This is a genomic window from Pedobacter faecalis, assembly GCF_030182585.1.
Classification (GTDB): domain Bacteria; phylum Bacteroidota; class Bacteroidia; order Sphingobacteriales; family Sphingobacteriaceae; genus Pedobacter; species Pedobacter faecalis.
This window is the reverse complement of record NZ_JARXOW010000001.1, coordinates 1,406,960-1,428,521: the sequence shown is the minus strand read 5'-3', so window position 1 is coordinate 1,428,521 and position 21,562 is coordinate 1,406,960. Positions and strand designations below refer to the sequence as shown.

Annotated in this window: 17 protein-coding genes; 9 read left to right on the top strand and 8 right to left on the bottom strand. The window is 50.5% G+C overall.

The window, feature by feature from the left end; translation table 11 throughout:
* Positions 1-22: 22 nt before the first annotated feature.
* Positions 23-1,237 carry a DUF5000 domain-containing lipoprotein gene (locus QEP07_RS06365; protein WP_285009120.1) on the top strand — a complete coding sequence of 405 codons (1,215 nt, stop codon included), beginning with the start codon at positions 23-25 and terminating at the stop codon, positions 1,235-1,237.
* A gap of 14 nt (positions 1,238-1,251) precedes the next feature.
* Here QEP07_RS06365 and QEP07_RS06360 read toward each other — a convergent pair whose 3' ends face one another.
* On the bottom strand, positions 1,252-2,136 hold the full coding sequence (locus QEP07_RS06360) for an AraC family transcriptional regulator (RefSeq protein ID WP_285009119.1): 885 nt from the start codon (positions 2,134-2,136) through the stop codon (positions 1,252-1,254).
* A gap of 105 nt (positions 2,137-2,241) precedes the next feature.
* Here QEP07_RS06360 and QEP07_RS06355 point away from each other — a divergent pair, with 105 nt between their 5' ends.
* From QEP07_RS06355 to QEP07_RS06335, 5 genes are all read left to right on the top strand, one after another.
* Complete coding sequence (locus QEP07_RS06355) at positions 2,242-4,185, top strand: glycoside hydrolase family 97 protein (RefSeq protein WP_285009118.1); 1,944 nt, start codon at positions 2,242-2,244, stop codon at positions 4,183-4,185.
* Between the two features lie 66 nt (positions 4,186-4,251).
* Positions 4,252-5,598, top strand: coding sequence for a sugar porter family MFS transporter (locus tag QEP07_RS06350; protein ID WP_285009117.1), 1,347 nt, complete (start codon positions 4,252-4,254; stop codon positions 5,596-5,598).
* A 54-nt stretch (positions 5,599-5,652) separates the two neighbouring features.
* On the top strand, positions 5,653-8,988 hold the full coding sequence (locus QEP07_RS06345) for a DUF5107 domain-containing protein (RefSeq protein ID WP_285009116.1): 3,336 nt from the start codon (positions 5,653-5,655) through the stop codon (positions 8,986-8,988).
* A 48-nt stretch (positions 8,989-9,036) separates the two neighbouring features.
* Positions 9,037-11,220 carry an alpha-galactosidase gene (locus QEP07_RS06340; protein ID WP_285009115.1) on the top strand — a complete coding sequence of 728 codons (2,184 nt, stop codon included), beginning with the start codon at positions 9,037-9,039 and terminating at the stop codon, positions 11,218-11,220.
* Between the two features lie 28 nt (positions 11,221-11,248).
* The gene (locus tag QEP07_RS06335; protein WP_285009114.1) at positions 11,249-13,249 is read left to right on the top strand and encodes a sialate O-acetylesterase; all 2,001 of its coding nucleotides are present in this window, start codon (positions 11,249-11,251) and stop codon (positions 13,247-13,249) included.
* A 21-nt stretch (positions 13,250-13,270) separates the two neighbouring features.
* Here QEP07_RS06335 and QEP07_RS06330 read toward each other — a convergent pair whose 3' ends face one another.
* Genes QEP07_RS06330 through QEP07_RS06320 form a run of 3 tightly spaced genes read right to left on the bottom strand, consistent with a single transcriptional unit; the run spans position 13,271 to position 15,642 of the window.
* On the bottom strand, positions 13,271-13,699 hold the full coding sequence (locus QEP07_RS06330; protein ID WP_285009113.1) for a GtrA family protein: 429 nt from the start codon (positions 13,697-13,699) through the stop codon (positions 13,271-13,273).
* A 5-nt stretch (positions 13,700-13,704) separates the two neighbouring features.
* On the bottom strand, positions 13,705-14,406 hold the full coding sequence (locus QEP07_RS06325; RefSeq protein WP_285009112.1) for a CDP-alcohol phosphatidyltransferase family protein: 702 nt from the start codon (positions 14,404-14,406) through the stop codon (positions 13,705-13,707).
* Between the two features lie 48 nt (positions 14,407-14,454).
* Positions 14,455-15,642 carry a metallophosphoesterase gene (locus tag QEP07_RS06320; protein WP_285009111.1) on the bottom strand — a complete coding sequence of 396 codons (1,188 nt, stop codon included), beginning with the start codon at positions 15,640-15,642 and terminating at the stop codon, positions 14,455-14,457.
* Positions 15,643-15,764: 122 nt separating this feature from the next.
* Between QEP07_RS06320 and QEP07_RS06315 the strand changes: the two genes are divergently transcribed.
* Positions 15,765-17,822, top strand: a complete 2,058-nt coding sequence (locus QEP07_RS06315) for a thioredoxin domain-containing protein (RefSeq protein ID WP_437126685.1) — start codon at positions 15,765-15,767, stop codon at positions 17,820-17,822.
* Between the two features lie 6 nt (positions 17,823-17,828).
* Positions 17,829-18,329 carry an FKBP-type peptidyl-prolyl cis-trans isomerase gene (locus QEP07_RS06310; RefSeq protein WP_256004348.1) on the top strand — a complete coding sequence of 167 codons (501 nt, stop codon included), beginning with the start codon at positions 17,829-17,831 and terminating at the stop codon, positions 18,327-18,329.
* A gap of 4 nt (positions 18,330-18,333) precedes the next feature.
* Here the strand turns inward: QEP07_RS06310 and QEP07_RS06305 are convergent, their stop codons facing one another.
* Genes QEP07_RS06305 through QEP07_RS06290 form a run of 4 tightly spaced genes read right to left on the bottom strand, consistent with a single transcriptional unit; the run spans position 18,334 to position 21,010 of the window.
* A complete protein-coding gene (locus QEP07_RS06305; RefSeq protein ID WP_285009110.1) occupies positions 18,334-18,744 on the bottom strand; it encodes a Fur family transcriptional regulator in 411 nt (136 codons plus the stop codon).
* Between the two features lie 5 nt (positions 18,745-18,749).
* Positions 18,750-19,187 carry a DUF3299 domain-containing protein gene (locus tag QEP07_RS06300; RefSeq protein ID WP_256004351.1) on the bottom strand — a complete coding sequence of 146 codons (438 nt, stop codon included), beginning with the start codon at positions 19,185-19,187 and terminating at the stop codon, positions 18,750-18,752.
* A 6-nt stretch (positions 19,188-19,193) separates the two neighbouring features.
* The gene (locus QEP07_RS06295; RefSeq protein WP_285010732.1) at positions 19,194-20,384 is read right to left on the bottom strand and encodes an ABC transporter permease; all 1,191 of its coding nucleotides are present in this window, start codon (positions 20,382-20,384) and stop codon (positions 19,194-19,196) included.
* The gene (locus tag QEP07_RS06290; RefSeq protein ID WP_285009109.1) at positions 20,384-21,010 is read right to left on the bottom strand and encodes an ABC transporter ATP-binding protein; all 627 of its coding nucleotides are present in this window, start codon (positions 21,008-21,010) and stop codon (positions 20,384-20,386) included. Before QEP07_RS06290 ends, QEP07_RS06295 begins: the two co-directional genes overlap by 1 nt.
* A gap of 113 nt (positions 21,011-21,123) precedes the next feature.
* Between QEP07_RS06290 and QEP07_RS06285 the strand changes: the two genes are divergently transcribed.
* On the top strand, positions 21,124-21,507 hold the full coding sequence (locus QEP07_RS06285; RefSeq protein WP_285009108.1) for a hypothetical protein: 384 nt from the start codon (positions 21,124-21,126) through the stop codon (positions 21,505-21,507).
* Positions 21,508-21,562 lie beyond the last annotated feature (55 nt).

The window sequence follows — 21,562 nt, the reverse complement described above, 5'->3', positions numbered from 1 at the left end:
CGTTAATCTAAACACGACAAAAATGAAAACCATTTTCCATATCGCGTTAATTGCAGTTGCGACCTTCACCCTGGCGAGCTGTAAAAAGTACGCTGACGACTATAAGGAATTTCTCGAAAATAAAGAGATTACCTATCCGGGCCTGGCAACCAATGTGGGCTATCAGGCGGGCAACCTCCGTACGGTCCTGTACTGGAGCCCGAGTCCAGATCCAAGTATCAAAAGCTATCTGGTAACCTGGAACAACGGGGCCGACTCTTTGGTGGTCAATGCCACATCGAACGACCCCGCAGTTAAGATGAGCGTTTCTATTCCGAACCTCAATGAATATGTATATAGCTTTAAGATTGTGGCCCGCGATGCGCAAGGCAACAAATCCGTGGGTCAGGAACTGAACAATGTAAGGGTATATGGCCCGGCTTATATCGCCAGCCTGATCAACCGCTCGCACGATGCGGCCAATCCTTATGTGGTCAACAGCCCCTCCTCGGTGGTGCTTCATTTCAATAAGGCTGATTCTGCGAATTTCTCTACAAAGATCCGTTACACCAACACCTCGGACGTGGTGGAGGAGAAGGTTCTCGCTCCGGATGAAAACTCGGTGACGCTAACCAATTATAAATTTGGTACGCCAGTGCAGTATAAGTCGGCCTACAAGCCCGAAAAAACTGCCGCGGATGCTTTTGAGGTGGGCGCTTACAGTGATTTTCCGGTCATCAAGGCCATCGTGGAGTATGATAAGGCACTGTTTGCCAAGCGCAACCTGCCTACCGACATCCGGTCGGAATACGGCTGGGAACTGCAGTACCTGTGGGATAAAAAGACGGCTGAAAATGCGGGGCCGGGCTTTCATACGCCCGGTACGTCTATGCCACAGTGGTTTACCGTTGATCTGGGCGTAAAAGCCAAGCTTGATCATTTCCGGGTATGGCAGCGCACTTCTGCGCTCTATGATGTGGGTAACCTGAAGCAGTTTGAGCTGTGGGGCAGTAACGATCCGTCGTCCGATGGCAGCTTCAGCAGCTGGACCAAGCTGGGTACGTTCAACTCTTTCAAGCCGTCAGGGTTGCCCAAGGGCCAGGTAAGTGATGCCGACCGCAACTTTGCCGCCGCTGGCGAGAAGTTTACCGTAGAAGGTTTGCCCGAATACCGCTATGTTAGGTTTAAGGTGCTCGAAACCTGGGGCGGGGCCAATTACCTGCACCTGATGGAGTTGTCCTTCTTTAAGCAATTGTAATTTTTTGGCCGGTATTATTTTTTATGCTTCTTGCGATACTCTGATGGCGAAGTGCCCATCAGTTTACTGAAGAGCCTTGAAAAGTAATACTGGTCTTCAATACCGATCAGGTTGCATATCTGCTTAATACTTTTATCTGTGAAGTAGAGGTACTGACAGGAATGCTGGATTTTTAATTGGTTGTAATAGGAAATGGGCGAAATGCCCGTTTTCTGTTTAAAGATCCGGAGGTAATGCGACAGGGATATTTTCTGCTGTTCGGCAAGCTGGTTGATGGACAGTTTTTTGTCGAGGTTGGCCTTCATGTACAATATGGAATTGCTGATCGCGTCCTGGCTGTTTACAATCGGGTTGATCTCCCTGTAATAAATCAGTGAGGTAACAAAATGAAGCACACGGAAGTTCATGATTTCCATGTCGCGCGCATTAAAGCTCTGCTCCAGAATGGTATAAATCTGGTTGAACAGCTGGATGCGGTATTCCTCGAAGGGCACGGCATGTACCTGGTGTACACCATCGCTGAGCGAGCGTTCATAGATGGTTCTTGAGTTTGATCCGCTGAAATGCAGCCAGTATATGCTCCATGGCGCCTTAACCGAACTGTAATACCGGTGGGGTACGTTCTTCGGGATGATAAAGAAGGTGTTTGCTTTCAGGTCGTAGGTGGTATTGTCCATCTCTATGCGTCCTTCGCCGTCTATACAGTACAGCAGGATGAACTCTGCCGAGCCGGTTTTCCGTTCACGGTCGTGCCCCGTAGCATGAGGGTAATACCCGATCGCGGTGAGATAAAACGGGCTGATCAGCGGGTTATTCTTGATGCTCTTCCTGATGTTGGGGGTCAGGACAATCATTTTCTGACCCAGAAAGCCTTCCTTTATTTTCTTTGGTTCTTCCATGTAACCAAATGTAACAAAAAGTCCATGTTTTCCTCCTTATCGTCCATTGATGAGGGCTCTTTTTTAGGCGAGATTTACGTTCATTGAACGAGCCAAATATTCCTTATGAACAAATTGATCACGCTAAGCAGCTGCGTCGCACTGCTGATTTGCCTGCTGTCTGCCCAAAACATAGATGCCGCCGACGGCCGATATGTAGTTCGCTCCCCAAATAAAAGGATGTCGATTTCCGTTGCGGCGGGCGACAGTCTCCGATACAGCGTACGCTATAACGACAGGGAGATTTTACATCCTTCTGCGATATCGATGCGTTTGGGCGACCGCACCTTGGGGCCGGCAGCAAATATATTACGTACATCGGCTGTAAGAGGCAAAGATTTTAATGAGCTGGTCATCTCCTTTAAGGAGGATTTTGACCTGGTGTTGCGCGCATATAACGAGGGGGTGGCGTACCGCTTTGTGACCCGCATCGCGGATTCAGTAACCGTCGTGGCAGAGCAGGCCGACTTCCGGTTGGAAGGCGATCCCGCGGTGATCTGGCAGGAAACGGACAACTATACCACCTGGGAGGGTTCTTATATCCGCCATGATGCCTTTTCTAAAGTGGCCGACCTGAAACGGGCTACTACACCGGCTTTGTTCAGCGACACATTGCAGCGCATCAGGATCATCCTGGCTGAGTCGGACGTGTTTGATTATCCGGGTATGTACCTGCAGAAGCAGGGCGAGATGCTACGGGGCGAGTGGGCGGGGTACCCTGCTAAGACGGTAATGGGCAGCTGGGGCAATTTTGTTTCGGTAGTGAAGGAACGTGCAGGTTTCCTGGCGCGGACCAGCGGCAGCAGGAGTTTTCCATGGAGGGTGGTGATGGCGACAGATGATGATCGCTCTTTGCTGACCAACAGGCTGATTGCAAAGCTTGCGAGGCCTAATGTGCTCAAAGATATTTCCTGGATAAAGCCGGGAAAGGCCACCTGGGAGTGGTGGCACGATGCCTTGCTTCCGGGGGCTCCCGTGGCGTCGGGTATGGGCAACAGGAATACGGCGCTGTATAACTATTATGTGGATTTTGCAGCGGCGGGCAAACTGGAATACCTCATGATTGATGCGGGCTGGTCGGATAATTACGACGTAACCAAAGTAAACCCGAAGCTTGATGTAAAGGCTGTGATCAGTCGCGCCCGCGACAAACAAGTGGGTGTGTTTCTGTGGTGTGTAGCCAGTTCCATTCTGAAGGACCTCGATAAAAGTCTCGATTTTATCGCTTCAACAGGAGCGGTTGGCATCAAGGTCGATTTCTTCGACCGCGACGACCAGTTGGCTATTCGCTCGATGGAAACGATTGCGATGGAATGCGCCAAGCGGAAGCTGATGGTTAATTTTCATGGCTGCCCAAAACCCACAGGTCTGGAAATAACCTATCCGAACATCGTTAACTATGAGGCGGTGCGGGGGGCGGAGTCGCACAAATGGGACTATTCCATTACGCCTGATCATCACCTGATCATCCCTTTTATACGTATGCTGGCAGGGCCGATGGACTACACCCCTGGAGCTATGCGCAATAAAACTAAGGCCGATTTCAAACCGATAGATCCCGGTCTGCCCTCAGGCCAGGGCACCAGGTGCCATGAAATGGCCATGTTTGTGGTTTATCATCAGCCTTTCGGTATGCTGGCCGATTCGCCCACTGCGTATATGCAGTATCCTGATATTATGCAATATCTTTCTCAGGTTCCCGCAGTGTGCGATGAAACCAGGGTGCTAAGTGCTGAACTTGCGGAATATGCGGTGGTGGCCAAACGCAAGGGGCGCGACTGGTACCTGGGGGCCATGACCAACTGGACCGGCCGAACGCTGGAGGTCGACTTTGGCTTTTTACCTGCAGGCCGCACTTACGAAGTGGTGCTGTATACTGATGGACAAAACGCGGAGGTGGATGCGGAGCTGTACGACTGCAAAACGCTGCGGGTGACCAGTAAAACGAAGATCAGCCTTAAACTGGCTCCGGGCGGCGGTGCGGCAGCGGTAATAAAGTCCATCTTTTAACAGCAATTATCTATTTGGTTTTAAACGATAAACAGGCAATTTTAAATCAACCAATATAAACATCGAATGCAGACTGAACAACTCACTTTTAACCACAGGTATATCATCGGTATATCTTTTATTTCGGCCCTCGGGGGTTACCTCTTTGGTTTCGACTTTGCCGTTATTTCCGGTGCGCTGCCTTTCTTGCGGACCGCCTTTATGCTCGATGCCTGGTGGGAGGGATTCCTGACAGGATCACTTGCCCTTGGCTGCATTGTAGGCTGCCTTATTGCGGGTAATATAGCCGATAGGTATGGCAGGCGGCCCGGGCTGCTCATCGCGGCATTGATCTTCGCGCTGTCGTCGCTGGCCATCGCGGTCTCGCCCAGCCTCAGCTTCTTCGTCATCATGCGTTTCGCTGCCGGCATTGGGGTTGGTATGGCTTCTATGCTGTGTCCTATGTATATCGCAGAGATTTCGCCGGCTAAGGTACGGGGACGAAATGTGGCGATCAACCAGCTTACCGTGGTTACAGGTATTCTGGTCACGAATCTGGTCAACTACCTGCTTGCGGGCACGGGCGAAGACGCCTGGCGCTGGATGTTCGGACTGGGTGTGGTGCCCTCGGTGATCTTCCTGATCGGTGTGTTATGGCTACCTGAAAGTCCACGTTGGCTGGTAAAGGCAGGCCGAATGGAACAGGCGAGAAAGGTACTCCTTAAGCTGGGGTCGGAAGGCTTCGTCGACAGTACCTTCAACGATATTGAAAAGTCGCTCAGCGGCGCGAAGAAGATGTCGTTCAAAGCCGTCTTCGAAAAAAGCGTACGGCCCGCTGTGATCGTCGGCATCGTGCTCGCCGTGTTCCAGCAGTTGTGCGGGATCAACGTGGTGTTTAATTATACCTCAACCATATTTGAATCAGTAGGCGCAAATCTCGATCAGCAATTATTTGAGACGATCTCTATAGGCGCTGTAAACCTGGTTTTTACCGTCTTGGCGATGTGGCAGGTAGACAAACTGGGGAGAAAGCCGCTCATGCTTATCGGTTCATTGGGCTTGTCGGCCGTATACCTCATTCTGGCCTACCTGCTGCAGAACCAGTTTCCCGCGGCTGCGGTATCTGTCTTCGTACTGCTGGCCATCAGCATGTATGCCATCTCCATTGCGCCGGTTACCTGGGTACTGATCTCGGAAATCTTCCCGAACCGGGTAAGGGGAGCGGCTTCTACAGTAGCCATCGTATCCCTCTGGGCTGCCTATTTTATCCTAGTCTTCACCTTTCCTGTACTGGCCGAGAAGCTTGGCACCTTCGGGCCGTTCTACTTATACGCCGGAATATGCTTCCTGGGCTTCCTGTTCATTAAAAGCAGGGTGCGGGAAACCAAAGGACAAACCCTGGAAGAGCTGGAAGACAATTTTGTGCGCCACTGACAGGCTCTGCCGGAACAACAACAGTTTAATCATTACTACATCAAAAAATATACAATGAAAGCATCACAAGTGCATGTTTGGGAAGAGCTTGTAAGCATTCCGACCTACGGTATAGGAAAGCCGGATAGGAACCCGATGTTCTTTGAAAAGCGCGTCTACCAGGGAAGCAGCGGGGTGGTATATCCAAACCCGGTGATCGAAAAGATCTATGACGAGAAGGCGGATAAATCGTACAGGGGACTGTTTTTGGAGAACGCTTACCTGAAGGTCATGATCCTGCCTGAACTTGGTGGCCGGATACAAATGGCCTATGACAAGATAGGCGAGCGTCATTTTATTTATTATAACCAGGTCATCAAACCCGCCCTGGTGGGCCTTACTGGCCCCTGGATCTCCGGCGGAATAGAGTTTAACTGGCCCCAGCATCACAGGCCAAGTACCTTTGATCCGGTCGACTATAAAATTGAGGAGAATGCCGATGGCAGTAAGACGGTATGGGTCAATGAGGTGGAGCAGATGTTCCACACCAAAGGTATGGCAGGTTTTACGCTGCATCCGGGCAAAGCTTATATTGAGATCAAAGCTAAGTTGCTCAACCGCTCGCTGCTGCCGCAGACCTTTTTGTGGTGGGCAAACCCCGCTGTGAAAGTCAACGATCACTACCAGTCTGTTTTCCCTCCGGATGTGAACGCGGTGTTCGACCATGGCAAAAGGGATGTGTCTACCTTTCCGATAGCTACCGGTACGTACTACAAGGTAGACTATTCGCCGGGTACGGATATTTCCATGTACAAGAATATTCCGGTGCCTACGTCATACATGGCGATTAATTCAGACTATGATTTTGTAGGGGGCTATGAGCATGACTCGCGCGGTGGACTCCTCCATGTGGCCAATCACCATGTGTCGCCCGGCAAAAAGCAATGGACCTGGGGTCACAGCGATTTCGGGCAGGCATGGGATAGGAACCTGACGGACGAGGATGGTCCGTATATAGAACTGATGACCGGTATGTTTACCGACAACCAGCCCGACTTTACCTGGCTGATGCCAAACGAGGAAAAATCATTTACCCAGTATTTTTTACCCTACCGGGAACTAGGCGTTGTAAAAAACGCCACTAAAGATGTCCTGCTGGCCATGAACCTGGCGGGCGGGGTGGTCGACCTCAAAGTGTATGTCACCTCTGAGCAGGAAAATATTACCCTCAGCCTCACTCGGGAGGCAGAGGTGTTGTTCACCGAAAGCTTTAGTCTGACCCCGCAAACGGTCTATACCAAACAGGTCAGCATCCCAGCCGGCACCCAGGAGAACGAGCTGGTCCTGCAGATCCTCTCAGCCGGAGGCGAAGAACTGATCCGCTATGAACCTGCGCTGAACAGGGTGAACGAAATACCGGAGCCGGCTAGCCCGGCTTTGAGTCCGGAGCAAACGGAAAGCAACGAGCAGTTGTTTCTGACCGCCCAGCACCTAGAGCAATACAGGCACGCCACTTATAGTCCGGTGCCCTACTACGAGGAGGCGATAAAGCGGGACCCTAAAGACCTGCGCTGCAACAACGCCCTGGGCTTGTGGTATTTGCGGAGGGGGCAGTTTGCCAGGAGCGAAGGGTATTTGAGAAGGGCGGTGGAGACCAGCATACAGCGGAATCCTAATCCGTACGATACGGAGCCTTACTATAACCTCGGGCTTTGCCTGAAGTTTTTAGGCAGAACAGATGAGGCTTATGCCGCCTTTTATAAGTCGACCTGGGGCAGGGCCTGGAAAGACAGTGGTTACCTGGGCGTAGCGCAAATCGATATGGCCCGGGGTCATTATCAGTCGGCCCTGGAGCATATCGGCTTATCTCTTGAAAACAATGCGGCCAGCAGCAAGGCTTATGTGATTAGAGCTGCTGCTTTGCGGAAGCTTGGTAGGCTTAGCGATGCGCTCGATGTAACAGAAGGAGCACTGCAGCGCGATCCTTTCAACCTCGGCGCCTTGTATGAACTGGCTTCTGTCTATGGCGCAAATGGGCAGCACTCGGAATGCGAATCGGCGATGGACGAGCTCATCCGCCTTTCCCGCGGTGAGGCACAGAATTTTATCACCTATGCGCTCGATTACGCGGCTTCGGGCCTGTATGTGGAGGCGGCCGACCTGCTTGCGCATGCAGCCGGTAAAGAAACAACCAGTCCCATGGTGTACTATCATTTGGCGGCATTTAACCATGAGCTGGGCAGGGCCGACCAGCGCGACAAATGGCTTGGGGCAGCAGCGGCTGCCAGTGCATACCTGTGTTTCCCGAACCGGTTAGAAGACATCGCCGCACTGGAACTGGCGCTGCGTGTAAACGAAGCAGACGGCCGGGCGCCATACTATCTGGGCAACCTGTTCTACGACAAACGGCAATATGATGAGGCGATCAGGTATTGGGAGCTTGCGGCAGAACGTGATGCAGCGTTTCCAACTACTTACAGAAACCTCGGTATTGCATACTTCAATAAGCGCAATGATGCAGAGAGGGCACTTCAATGTTTTGAGCGGGCCTTTGCACTCGACCCCTCGGATGCCCGGGTATTGATGGAGCTCGATCAGCTCTACAAGCGCCTCAACAGGTCTGCCGAGCAGCGCCGCATCTTTATGGAGAAAAACCTCGACGTGGTTTTTGAAAGGGACGATATGTACCTGGAGTATGTGAGTCTCCTGAACTTTATGGGAGAGCACCGCAAGGCGCTGGATTTGCTGATGACGAGAAAGTTTCACCCCTGGGAGGGCGGAGAAGGCAAGGCTTCAGGTCAGTACGTGTACAGTCTGATGGAACTGGCTAAAGAACAAATCCTGCTGGGCGCTTTTGAGCAAGCCATTGGTATGCTCAATGCTGCACAGCAATATCCGCATAACCTAGGCGAGGGCAAGCTATTCGGTACCCAGGAGAACGATATATTTTACTGGCTGGGTTGCGCCTGGGAAGGTTATGGCGACCGTGAGCAGGCCAGGTATTATTTTGAGAAGGCTACTGTCGGGCTGGACGAGCCTTCGGCGGCGATGTTTTACAATGATCAGCAACCGGACAAGATCTTTTATCAGGGGCTTGCCTGGAAAAAGCTTAACGGGCATGTACAGGCCGACATGATTTTCAATAAGCTCATTGACTATGCCGCTGCGCATATGAATGACGAGGTGAAAATAGACTATTTTGCGGTGTCACTGCCCAATCTGCTTATTTTTGAGGACGACCTGAATGTCCGCAACCAGGCTCATTGCTATTTTATGCAGGGTCTTGGTTATATTGGGCTTGGGGAAATGACAGAGGCTGGTATATCCCTGCAAAGAGTAATGGAACTTGATGCGGTGCACCAGGGGGCAAAAACCCATATCAATATGCCAATTCTGCAAAACAATGTATAAGACGAAAATCTAATTTTGGAACCTGGCCATTAATTTAAAACACCATAAATGACACGACTATCCATATTACTTGCCGGTCTTATAACTACGGCTGCTTCCACCCGGGCACAGCAGGTTACCATACCTATGGAAACCAGGAACAATGCGCTGGTGCTTCAGACCGATACGGCAAAACATCTTTCCACCTTATATTTTGGGCAAAAGCTGTCTTCTAAAGAAGAGTACCTCAACGTTGCCCGGATGTACCTGCAGGGGAGTGAGTACACCGGCATCCTTGCGTCTGCGTATACCCCCGCAGGATCGCGCAACCTGCTGGAGCCAGCTATCGCGGTTACCCACGCAGACGGCAACAATTCGCTCGACCTGCGCTATGTGAGTCACGCTACCAGCCGTGTCAGTGATGATGTGTCGGTCACTAGCGTAGTCCTGAAAGACCCGGTCTACGATTTCCAGGTGACGCTGTACTATAAAACCTATTTCCGTGATAACGTGGTGGAGCAATGGAGCACGATCAGGCATCGTGAAAAAGGCAGTGTTCAGCTGCACAAATATGCATCGGCCAATCTTCATTTAAAAGCAGGAAGTTTCTGGCTCAACCAGTATCATGGAGATTGGGCCAAGGAAATGCAGCCGGAAGAAACGCGGATCACGCATGGCATCAAGACGCTCGACAGTAAGCTTGGCACACGTACCAATCTGTTCCAGCCTTCTGTGTTTATGGTGTCGTTCGACAAGCCTGCTACAGAGGATGAAGGTACTGTGCTTTACGGTGCACTGGAGTATAGCGGGAATTTTCGTACCGACCTGGAACTGGATTACCACAATAACCTGAAAATTATCTCTGGCATCAATAACTACGCTTCGGTGTACACGCTGAAACCCAATGAAGAATTTACCACCCCGGCTTTCCTGTACACGCTTTCTTCAGCCGGTAAGGGCGAAGCAAGCCGGAACATGCACAACTGGGCCCGGGAATATAAGTTGCTGGATGGGAAAGGCGAGCGCCTTACCCTGCTGAACAACTGGGAGGCCACGTATTTTGACTTCAACGAAAGCAAGTTGTTTGAGCTGCTTAAGGATACTAAAAAACTGGGGGTAGACCTTTTCCTGCTCGACGACGGCTGGTTTGCCAACAAGTATCCGAGGAACGGGGATGTGGCCGGTTTGGGCGACTGGGATGAGAACCGGACCAAACTGCCTAATGGCATTTCATCCCTGGTAAAGGAGGCTAAAAACAGCCAGGTTAAGTTTGGGATATGGATTGAGCCCGAGATGGTGAACCCGAAAAGTGAGCTTTATGAGAAGCATCCCGACTGGGTAATTAAACAGCCTAAGCGCGAGGAGCATTACTTCCGTAACCAGCTAGTGCTTGACCTGGCCAATCCGCAGGTGCAGGAGTTTGTCTTTAAGGTGGTCGACGATCTGTTTACTAAAAACCCTGAACTAGCTTATATCAAATGGGATTGCAACGCTGTGATCTACAATGCTTACTCAGCCCATCTCAAAAACCAGAATCACTTTTATATTGAGTATATGCGGGGACTGTACAAGGTGCTCGATCGTATTCGTGCAAAATACCCTACCGTGCCCATGATGCTTTGTTCTGGTGGCGGTGGCAGGGTTGATTATGCAGCCTTGAAATACTTCACGGAGTTCTGGCCCAGCGACAATACCGATCCGCTTGAGCGCATCTTTATGCAGTGGGAGTATTCTTATTTCTACCCGGCTATCAGTTCATCCAATCACGTAACCGACTGGGGCAAGCAGCCGATCAAGTTCCGTACGGATGTGGCCATGATGGGCAAACTGGGCTTCGACATTGTGGTAAGTCACCTGAAAGAGAACGACCTAAAATATTGTCAGGATGCCATTAAGACCTATAACAACATCAAGTCCATCATCTGGCAGGGCGATCAGTACCGCCTGGCCAATCCGAGGGAAGGGAGTGTGGCCTCCGTGTTGTATGTAAATAAGGAGAAGAGCAACGGTGTGATGTTCAGCTACCTGGTGAACAATCGCTACGATGAAGGCAGCAAAGGACCAATACGTCTGAAAGGTCTTGATCCTGCCAAACGTTACAGCGTGAAGGAGCTGAACCTTTATCCGGGTACAAATCCGGGCGTAGATCAAAGCCGCACATACAGCGGTGATTTCCTGATGAAGATTGGTTTTAACCCGGTGGTAAACTCCGGAAGAACAAGTGTTATATTGCAATTCCAGGAAATAAAATAGTAAGTTTATATCTGTATAACACAAATGTATGAACTTCAACTACGTTAAACTCCTGCCTGCTGCGGCAGCACTTTCGGTGTTGCTGATGGCCTCTTCTGCAGAAGGAAAGGTAATACTACCTTCTGTTTTTAGTGACAATATGGTGTTCCAGCAAAAAACCAAGGCTGCCATCTGGGGCAAAGCCGACGCCGGAAAAACCGTCACCGTAACCCCCTCCTGGAACGGCAAGGCTGTCTCCGCCCAGGCAGATGCCTCAGGCAACTTTAAGATCTTTATCCCGACACCTAAATTTGGCGGTCCTTACACGGTCAAGGTTTCCGATGGTGAAATACTTACGCTGAGCAATGTGCTGGTAGGCGATGTATGGGTTTGCTCGGGGCAGTCGAACATGGAGATGCCACTGGCAGGCTGGGGAAAGATCATTAATTATGAGCAGGAAATCGCGCAGGCGAATTATCCGAAAATACGTTTGCTGCAGGGTGTGCATGTAACCAGCAATGTCCCGCTGGCAGATGCCAAAGTAACCAATGGGGGCTGGACGGAATGTAACCCGAAATATGTGGCGGAGTTCTCGGCGGTAGCGTATGCTTTCGCACGGGAAGTGCAGCAAAAGACAGGCATCCCCATCGGGCTTATACACACGTCATGGGGCGGCACCATTGCTGAGGCATGGACAAGTGCGGAAACGCTGAGCGCAATGCCCGATTTTGCAGAGAAAGTACAGCAGATCAAAGCCGCTGCAAACGGCAATGCCGGTCCCAGTTACCAGGAGCGTCTGGCTGCCTGGCAAAAAGATGCAGATGCTAAAGATCCGGGCTTTCAAGGTCAGCTGCCCTCATGGGCGGCGCGGCTAACAAACGTTAGCAGTTGGCAGAGCATGAAACTGCCGGTACTGTGGAACAAGACGGTGATGCCCAATTACAACGGCACTGTGTGGTTCAGGAAGCAGGTTACTATTCCGGCCGACTGGGCGGGACAGGATCTTACCGTGCACATTGGCGGAGTGGACGACGACGAGATCACCTATTTCAACGGGGAAAAGATCGGTGCCACCAGAGGTGTGGGTATACCGCGAAAATATACCGTGAGGGGAAATAAGGTAAAAGCAGGTTCGAGTGTTATTACCGTGCGGGTATTTGATACAGGGGGCGACGGAGGTTTTAATGGTGGCGGAAATGAAGGCATGTATGTAGCCTCGAAAAGTGGCGGCAAAATTTCGCTGGAGGGTGATTGGCTTTATAAAAAAGGCATCAGTATGTCAGACCTCCCGCCGGTGCCAGAGTCTAACGACGGGCCAAACCGCACAACCGTGCTTTATAATGCCATGATTCATCCTTATATACAATTCCCTGTGAAAGGTGCGATCTGGTATCAGGGCGAAAGCAATGCCGACCGGGCACACCAGTACCGTACCTTGTTTGCTGCGATGATCAGCGACTGGAGAAAGAAATGGAACCAGCCGGAAATGCCTTTTTATTTTGTACAGCTTGCCAATTTCATGAAGCGCGATGCGGCACCTGGTCCTTCGGCATGGGCTGAACTGAGGGACGCGCAGCGGCAGACGCTTTCATTGCCGAATACCGGCATGGCGGTAAGTATTGATATAGGCGATGCCGATGATATTCATCCTAAAAACAAGCAGGATGTGGGCAAGAGGCTGGCCTATGCGGCTTTGGCTAAAACCTATGGCGTAAAGGTGCCTTTTTCCGGACCTGTATATGAGTCGGCGAAGGCAGCTGGTACGGCCATGGAGCTTACCTTTAGCGCAACTGAGGGTGGCCTGAAGGCGAGCGACGGTCAGGAGCTTAGCGGGTTTTCTATTGCAGGGGCCGACCAGAAATTTCACTGGGCAAAAGCCAGGATACAAGGTAATAAAATCATTGTGCGCAGTGACGAGGTGGCTGCACCGGTTGCAGTGCGTTATGCCTGGGCCAACAATCCGCAGTGTAACCTGACCAATGGTTCAGGCTTACCGGCTTCACCCTTTAAAACGGACAACTGGCCGGACACAACACAGGGAAAGAAGTAGGCGGTCTTTAAGTAAAAATATTTATACCACCGGCAGGTCTGTCGGTGGTTTTTTTTTGAACACCCAGTAACTCTGCAGTACGTAATTAAATCCGAGCGATACGATAATGTCTACAATAACCCGGCTGATCTTATAATCGATATGCAGATAAGTCGTAAAGAGCCAGGTGCCTGATGATTTAAGGAGAATGCTTCCTGTGACTACGAAAATGAACCTGAGAAGCTGGGCGCCCATAGGATTCTTGCTGGCTTCACTGGCGTTGAAAGTCCAGTAGCGGTTTACCGAGAAGTTGAACACCGCGCCGATGATGCCGCCTATGGCAATGGAAATGGTATAATGTATGTGGAGAACTTCGGTGCAGGCCAACATGACCAGATAGTCGATAATGCCGCCGGCAAAGGCGGAGAACTGCGCCTTGGCAAACACGTATATCGACCTGCGTTTATTCATAGCGTTTACTGCTGCCCGGCGGCCGACCTGCGCAGCTTTTCTTCCCTTTCGGCATTGTCGCGCATATCGCCCATGCGAAGCAGTTTTTTGGTTTCAATGTAATTGACGATCAGCAGGATGACACACATCGTCGCAACAAAATACTCAATCAGATGCCCAAATGATGCTTCCAGAATGAGGATCACTGCGATAATAAGACGTACCTCGGTTGGCCCCACAATGCCCGAATCGATGCTGTAAATATCTGTGATCTTATAGCGTAGCTGTGAAATGATCATGGCCCAGCCATACAGCACCACGAAAATAAACGCAATCAGTTCATATTCGTTGCGGGCATATACAATGTAACCGAGCCCCATAAGCACGGTACTGATCCAGTCCATAATGATGTCGAGCGAGAAACCATACCATTTCCGGGGGATGTTCCTGTAATAGGCCACACGTCCGTCCAGCGAATCGCCCAGCCAGTTGATGGCGAGTCCGGCGATACCGAGCAGCAGGTAATAGCGGCTTACATAGGCTGCAAGTACAAAGGCAAGTAAAACGATACCCGAACCAATGGTTCCTAAGAAGGTGAGGTTATTGGAGGAGATGAAGGCCGGTACGCGCTTCACCAGGTAGGAGATTGTGGCCTGCTCTGCGCTTCGCAAAACGTTTGTTCTTTTTCTGTCTTGAAATATTCTCTTCAGTGTATTGCTTTCTTCCATTCAGGTTTCGCAGAAGCTTTTAGTTGTTGCGGGTACAAAAGTAGGTAATTAAACGCTCTTTTTAAGTTGAAGAACTGTAATTTCAGGCCAGATGCCTACCCGGCCGGAGAAACCTATGAATCCGAAACCCCGGTTGATGTTCAGAACCCGTCCCTGATCGGTCTTAATGCCTGCCCAATGCGGATAGCGGTATTTCACCGGGCTCCAGCGCAAACCAAAAGCCTCGATGCCAAACTGCATGCCATGGGTGTGGCCCGACAGGGTGAGCTGTATCCGGGATGGATATTTAAGGACCTCCGCCTCCCAGTGGGTCGGGTCGTGCGACAGCAGGATCTTAAAATCGGAGGAGTTTACACCGTTCATAGCGCGCTGCAGGTCGCCCCGCTCGCCAAAGCCCAGGCCCCAGTTTTCCACCCCGGCAAGTACAATTTTTTGTCCGCCTTTATGGATCACCACATGCTCGTCGAGCAAAAGCCGGTATCCCAATCCCTTGTGCAGCGACTTGAGCAGCTCCAGGTTCTCGTGTTTGTGCTTCGGTGTAGGCCATTTTACATAGTCGCCATAGTCATGGTTTCCCAACACCGAAAACTGGCCGTATGGCGCCTTGATCTGACTAAAGTGCTCCATCCAGGGAATGATCTCTTCCGCTTTATTGTTGACCAGGTCGCCCGTAAACACAAACAGGTCGGACGCCTGTTTTTTAACCAGATCAATGCCCTTTTGTACAGACTTTTTACTGTTAAAGCTGCCCGCATGCACATCCGATATCTGGGTAATGGTAAAGCCGTCGAAAGCTGATGGCAGGTCGTCAAAATATAACGTATGTTTCACGACCCGGTAGGCATACTTGCCGCGCAGCATCCCATAAAGAAACAGCAGTACCACCACAAAAAACATGAACAAGGCAAAGCCGGTCCAGTATACATTTCGGGGATGATGGGTGGCCCAGCTGTAGAAATCGCCGGGAATCAGGAACATCACAAATACCAGTTCGGCGGCAATCAGAATAAGAAAAGCATGCGTGCTTATTTTAAAGAGCCAGCCCATGCCGTGTTTGCCTACCCTCAGTATGGCCAGAACCATCATACCAGTAATCAGTAATACGAATGCGCTGAACAGCACGGCAACATAGGGTGCGGCGATAAGCGTTTGCAAGCCAGATAGCACGTACCAGTTGACCAGGAATAATATTAGAGCAGCGAATAAGAGCGGGAACAGGTTAAATCTTCTTTTCATCGATTACATCTAAAAAACAACGGTAAGACCCGTTTGTTTAACCTGTGTTACACCTGCAGAGAAAAGCAAAGCAATAATGACTTTGTGCAGATAAAGTCTCCTATATTTAGAAACTCATTATCATGAATATGTCCTCACACCATACAGAACGCAGCGAAGCCGATGCAAATAACCTGATCAAGGCTTCGTCACCATATTTACTGCAGCATGCCTATAACCCGGTCGACTGGTACGAATGGGGCGAGGCAGCGCTGTTTAAGGCCCGCGCTGAAAACAAGTTGATCCTGGTAAGCATCGGGTATTCCGCCTGCCACTGGTGCCACGTGATGGAGCGTGAATGCTTCGAAAACCATGAGGTTGCCGAAGTCATGAACCAGCACTATGTATGCATCAAAGTAGACCGCGAAGAGCGCCCGGATATCGATCAGATCTACATGATGGCCGTACAGCTCATGACCGGAAGCGGGGGCTGGCCGCTCAACTGTATCTGTTTGCCCGACCAGCGCCCGGTATACGGAGGTACCTATTTTCAGCGTAAAGACTGGATCAATGTGCTGCTGAGTGTGGCCAATATGTGGGCGCAGGAACCTGAAAAGGCGATCCAGTATGCCGACAGGCTTACCGATGGCATCAGAACTGCGGAACGTATCGTGGGTGAAGTTGGACGGGCCGATTACACGACGGACGACCTGAAGGCCGTGGTGCATCCATGGAAACGCTATTTTGATGTGGCGCATGGCGGATATAACCGCGCACCGAAATTCCCGCTGCCCAACAACTGGGTGTTCATGCTACGCTATAGTCGACTTTTGGAAGACGATGCTACGCATGTCGCCACGCTGATGACCCTGGAAAAAATGGCTATGGGTGGTATATACGACCATGTGGGCGGTGGCTTTGCCCGGTATTCTGTCGACGGCGAGTGGCATGTGCCGCATTTTGAGAAGATGCTGTATGATAACGGTCAGCTCATCAGTTTGTACACAGAAGCCTACCAGTACGCCAGGGACCCGCTTTTTAAAGAGGTTGCGGAAGAGACGATCGCATGGCTGGCCAGGGAGATGAGATCTCCGGAAGGCCTGTTCTATTCGGCACTTGATGCCGACAGCGAAGGGGTAGAAGGGAAGTTTTACGTGTGGGACAAATCTGAATTTACAAAGGTGCTGGGCGAACGGCAGGCAGAACTGCTTTTCGATTACTTCGACGTAACTGAAGAGGGCAACTGGGAAGAAGAGGAGACCAATGTGCTCAGGAAGCGGTTTACCGACGAAGAGTATGCGCCTGTAAAAGGGCTTACGGTGGTTGCCTTTCAAAAAGAGGTACTCGAGGCCAAAGCTAAACTGCTCGAAGCACGCAGTGTCCGGGTCCGCCCGGGTCTCGACGATAAATGTCTGACGGCCTGGAACGGTCTGGCCATTAAGGGGCTCGCTACGGCGGCACAGGTATTTGGCAACGACGCGCATTATCACATGGCTGCCGAGGCGGCGTCGTTTATTCTTAAAGCCCTGCGTGCTGAAGATGGCGGACTGTGCCGGAATTACAAAGACGGCCGGGCAACGATCGCAGGCTTCCTCGACGATTATGCCTTTTTCATTGATGCGCTGATCGCGCTCTATGAAACTGATTTCAACGAGCAATGGCTCATGGAAGCTAAAGCGCTGGCCGACTATGTGCTGGCAAACTTCTCGGATGCCGAGGGCGCCATGCTTTTTTATACTTCCGCTGCCAGTGAAGCGTTGATTGCGCGTAAGCACGAACTGATGGATAATGTTATTCCCTCGTCCAACTCCGCTATGGCACAAAACCTGTACAGACTTGGACTCTTTTTCGACGAACCGGCCTATATCGATAAGGCTGCGGAGATGTTAGCTGCCATTCACCCGCAAATTAAAACGTATGGCTCGGCCTATTCCAACTGGGCTATACAGCTCCTTGCACAGGTTACAGGTATGAACGAAATTGCCATTACCGGCGAGGGCACATCTGAAGTTAAGGCTGAACTCAGCAAGGAATACATCCCCAACAAAATCATGCTGGGAGGAACAAATTCTACGCTTCCTTTGTTAAAAGAAAAGCAAAGCGCCGACCGCTTTGAAACAAAAATCTATATTTGTCAAAATAAAGTATGCCAGTTGCCCGTAAGTACGGTCAGCGAAGCATTAAAATTCATCATTAAATAACATCATATGAGTATTACACCCAACAAGGTAGTTGCATTAACGTACGAATTGCATACCACTAACGAAGAAGGGCAGCAAGTTTTTGTAGAAAAGGCTGATGAAAGCAATGCGCTGGTCTTTCTTTACGGTACAGGCATGATGCTGCCAAAATTTGAGGAGCACCTGAGTGGTTTGAATGTGGGCGATGAGTACAGCTTTGAACTATCGGCGGCAGATGGTTACGGAGAAGTAGATCCGGGAGCATTTGCAGACCTGCCAAAAGATATGTTTAAAGATGTGGATCTGCCCGCTGTAGGTGATGTGATCCCATTGCAGGATAATCAGGGAAATCATTTCCGTGCTGGTGTGACAGCAATTAACGACGATAGCGTGTCGGTAGATCTTAACCACCCGATGGCTGGAAAGAACCTGATCTTCTCAGGAAAAATATTAACTGTACGTGAGGCTACTCAGGAAGAACTGAGTCACGGCCATGCGCATGGTGCCGACGGCCATTCAGGTCACTAAGCATTTACTGATTACATTGATCACAGATACCATAGGCGGTTGCGCTTATGGTATTTGTTTTAAAACCCTTCGGTATCTTAATGGCAGGTATCGTTACATCCAGGCAATAGATCTTTTTGCAATTGGTGCAGTTGAAGTGCAGATGCTCGTCATGATGATGTTCTTCCGTACAGGCGGCGTTGCAGATCGCATAGTTAGCGGTCCCGTTCAAATCCATCACTCTGTGCAGGATTCCCTTATCTTCATACGTATTTAAGATCCGGTACAGCGTTACCCGGTCTATTTCCTTTCCCAGTTTTTTTTCCAGATCAGGCTGCGACACGGCAGATTTATCGAGCGCCAGTTCTTCCAGTACACGTACACGCTGCCTGGTCTGTTTCAGGTCGTGCGTTTTTAATATAGAGATCGGGTCCATTCGTATCAGATGGGTTTTGCGCCTGTGAGTACAATGGGTGGATTATCCATGGCGTTGCCTGTATTAAGCTTTAGGGTGCCCTTTACCGTAACCGTTTGATAAGTGAACTTAATGGGATCGGCCATCTCTACCAGCACCATAATAGGTACGCCGTTCTTTCCGCAATAAAAACACTGGTTTATGGGCAGGGTTGAAAGCATAAACCGGCTTTGTTTCATGCCGTCTTTAATGGGCACAATATAGCCTTCAAGTTCAAAGGGTTTGCCGGCAAGCTTTTTAATCTTGTCGTTATATACCGGGAACATGTCGGTGTCTTTAACGATTTTAAAATCTACACTTCCAACGATATCCCAGTTATCCGACATGATCTGATCGTCCGGGTTGTGCTGCGCCTTCGCGGCCAGGCCGGTAATTAACAAAGCGAATATGAGTAGTTTCTTCATGTGTGTCTAGTTTTTGGAGAGGATGCGCGAAATATCTGACCTGTAAGCCTGTATGGCAGGTATTATCGAAGCAAATATACCAATACTCAGCCCGGCAGCAAAGAGGTATATCTCATCAGAAAGTAAAACCATCCCGCTCAGGCGCGCCTGTCCGCTTTCCTGGTAACTACCTATAAGTTCCAGGGCGAAATGCCCCAGCGCCAGTCCGATAAGCGTTCCGGCCAGCGTGAGCATGATGCCTTCGGCGATAACAATTACAAACAATTTGGTCCGTGATGCACCCAGCGTGCGCATGATGGCCAGGTCGTAGCTACGTTCCTTTAACGAATTGTACAGGTTTACAAATACGCTGATGGCTGCGATAAGCATAATAAGTACGGCGAACCACTGGAGCGTATCTACCCCAACACCGATGAGTGAGAACAAGCGGGTGCTTTCCTGCGCAGGGGAGGCGGCCTGCATATTGGTGGTTTCGTTTACCATACGCGGGAAGATGGCCACCGACATCGGTGAACGGTACTGGATCAGTATCGAGGTCAGCTCCTTATCCTCATCATGATCGTGCTCATGATGTTCGTGTTCCTCATCGTGCATTTTCCATACACTGCTGATGTTCGTCAGGATCAGGTTGTCCGTTACATTGCCCTGCGGGGCGAGTATGCCCACCACTTTATAGGGATGATGCTCGTGCACATCCCGGCTTCCGCTCAGGCCATGCGCACCATTAAAGCTATCGCCAATCTTAAGGTTCTGCGTTTTGGCCACGTCGGCACCTATCGTTGCCTCGAAATCCCCAGCCCACATCTTACCCTCACTGGTGTTCAGTTTGTACAGCTTTACAAAGTTGCTGTCGGTACCCACAATACGCAAGCCGTTGTAATTATCGCCCAACGCAAGCGGCACGGCCATCTTAACAAATGGACTGCTCATCAGGGTCCGGGCCTCCTTAAGCGGAATGTTGCCCGTGGGAAAATCAATATAATAAATACTGCTCAGTACAAGCTGCAGAGGACTGCCCTTGGCGCCAACCACCAGGTCGATATCCTTAGCATTGTTCTCCAGCTTTTCGCTGACCTGCGAGGAAGCAAGTAACAGTATGGTCAGTATGGCGGTGCCAAAAGCAATAAGCAAAATATTAAGGCCCGCGTTCAGGGGCTTCGACCAAAGGCTCTTCCAGCTGATCTTTAAAGGACTCATCATAATTCGTAGGTATTGGTGAAGGCCTCTTTAACCCGTTTGTCGTGCGTAGCCACCACCAGGGTAGCCTGGTTCAGTTCCGACTGCGTCTGCAGCAGTTGCAGGACCGCAATGGCATTCTTGTCGTCCAAACTGGAGGTAGGCTCATCGGCCACCAGGAGGGCCGGTTTATTGATCACTGCCCTGGCTATAGATACACGCTGTAACTGACCCTGACTTAGTTCGCTGGGGTAGCTTTTGCTTTTATCGGCCATGCCGAGTGATTGGAGCACCTGAGCGATGCGGTCCCGATCCGTTTCCAGTCCCGCAAAACTTTGAGCCATTTCAAGGTTTTCCGCAACGGTCAGGCTCTTTATAAGATGCGGCCGCTGGAAGACAATGCCAATGTTTTGTCCCCTGAACCGGTCCTGCGCCTTAGCCGGCAGTCCGTATATCTCCGTCTCTTTGATCCGGACTTCTCCCTGCTGCGGCTTCATCAGGCCGCTGATGATGTGCAGGAGCGTGGTCTTGCCGCTTCCCGAGGCCCCAAGAAGCAGCCATTGTTCGCCCGCTTTCACCAGCCAGTCCTGAAAACTGATCTGATGCCCGCCCGTATACACGTGCTTTACAGAATTAATTGAGATCATCCTTTGCTGTTTATGTGTCGTCACAAACATAGCTAAACGCAATAATATTGCACATGCCAAGCGTGTAAATTATTTGCTAGACTAAAATATGACACAAATGCACACAAGTTTTTTTGATAATTAAAATTAAAGAACGCAATTTTGTTGCAATGAACGAAGTGAAGCTATATGCCACTAAAGTCGGCCTGCGATTTGTCGCAGTGCTGATGCTCCTGCTTTTTGCGGGCAGCCCGGTGTTTCAGCTGCTTCACTCACATCAGGACAATGCCGTCTGCCACACCGACAGCAGGCAGAAGATCACGGAATCTCATCCCAGGTGTGAACTGTGCAAACACGTTGCACATCACCATCCCGTATTTACAGCTTCCGTATCCAGTGTCCAGTTGCTGTATGCCGACCGGCAGATTGCGCTGATCAACACGCGTGCCGACAATACACTTGTATTGCTGCCGGGCGTCAGCTGGTCCAACAAGGGGCCTCCCGCATCAATCGTCTAGTTAGAGAACGGTTATGGCGCACTTGCGCTGCGGTTTATTTTTTCTTATAATCAAA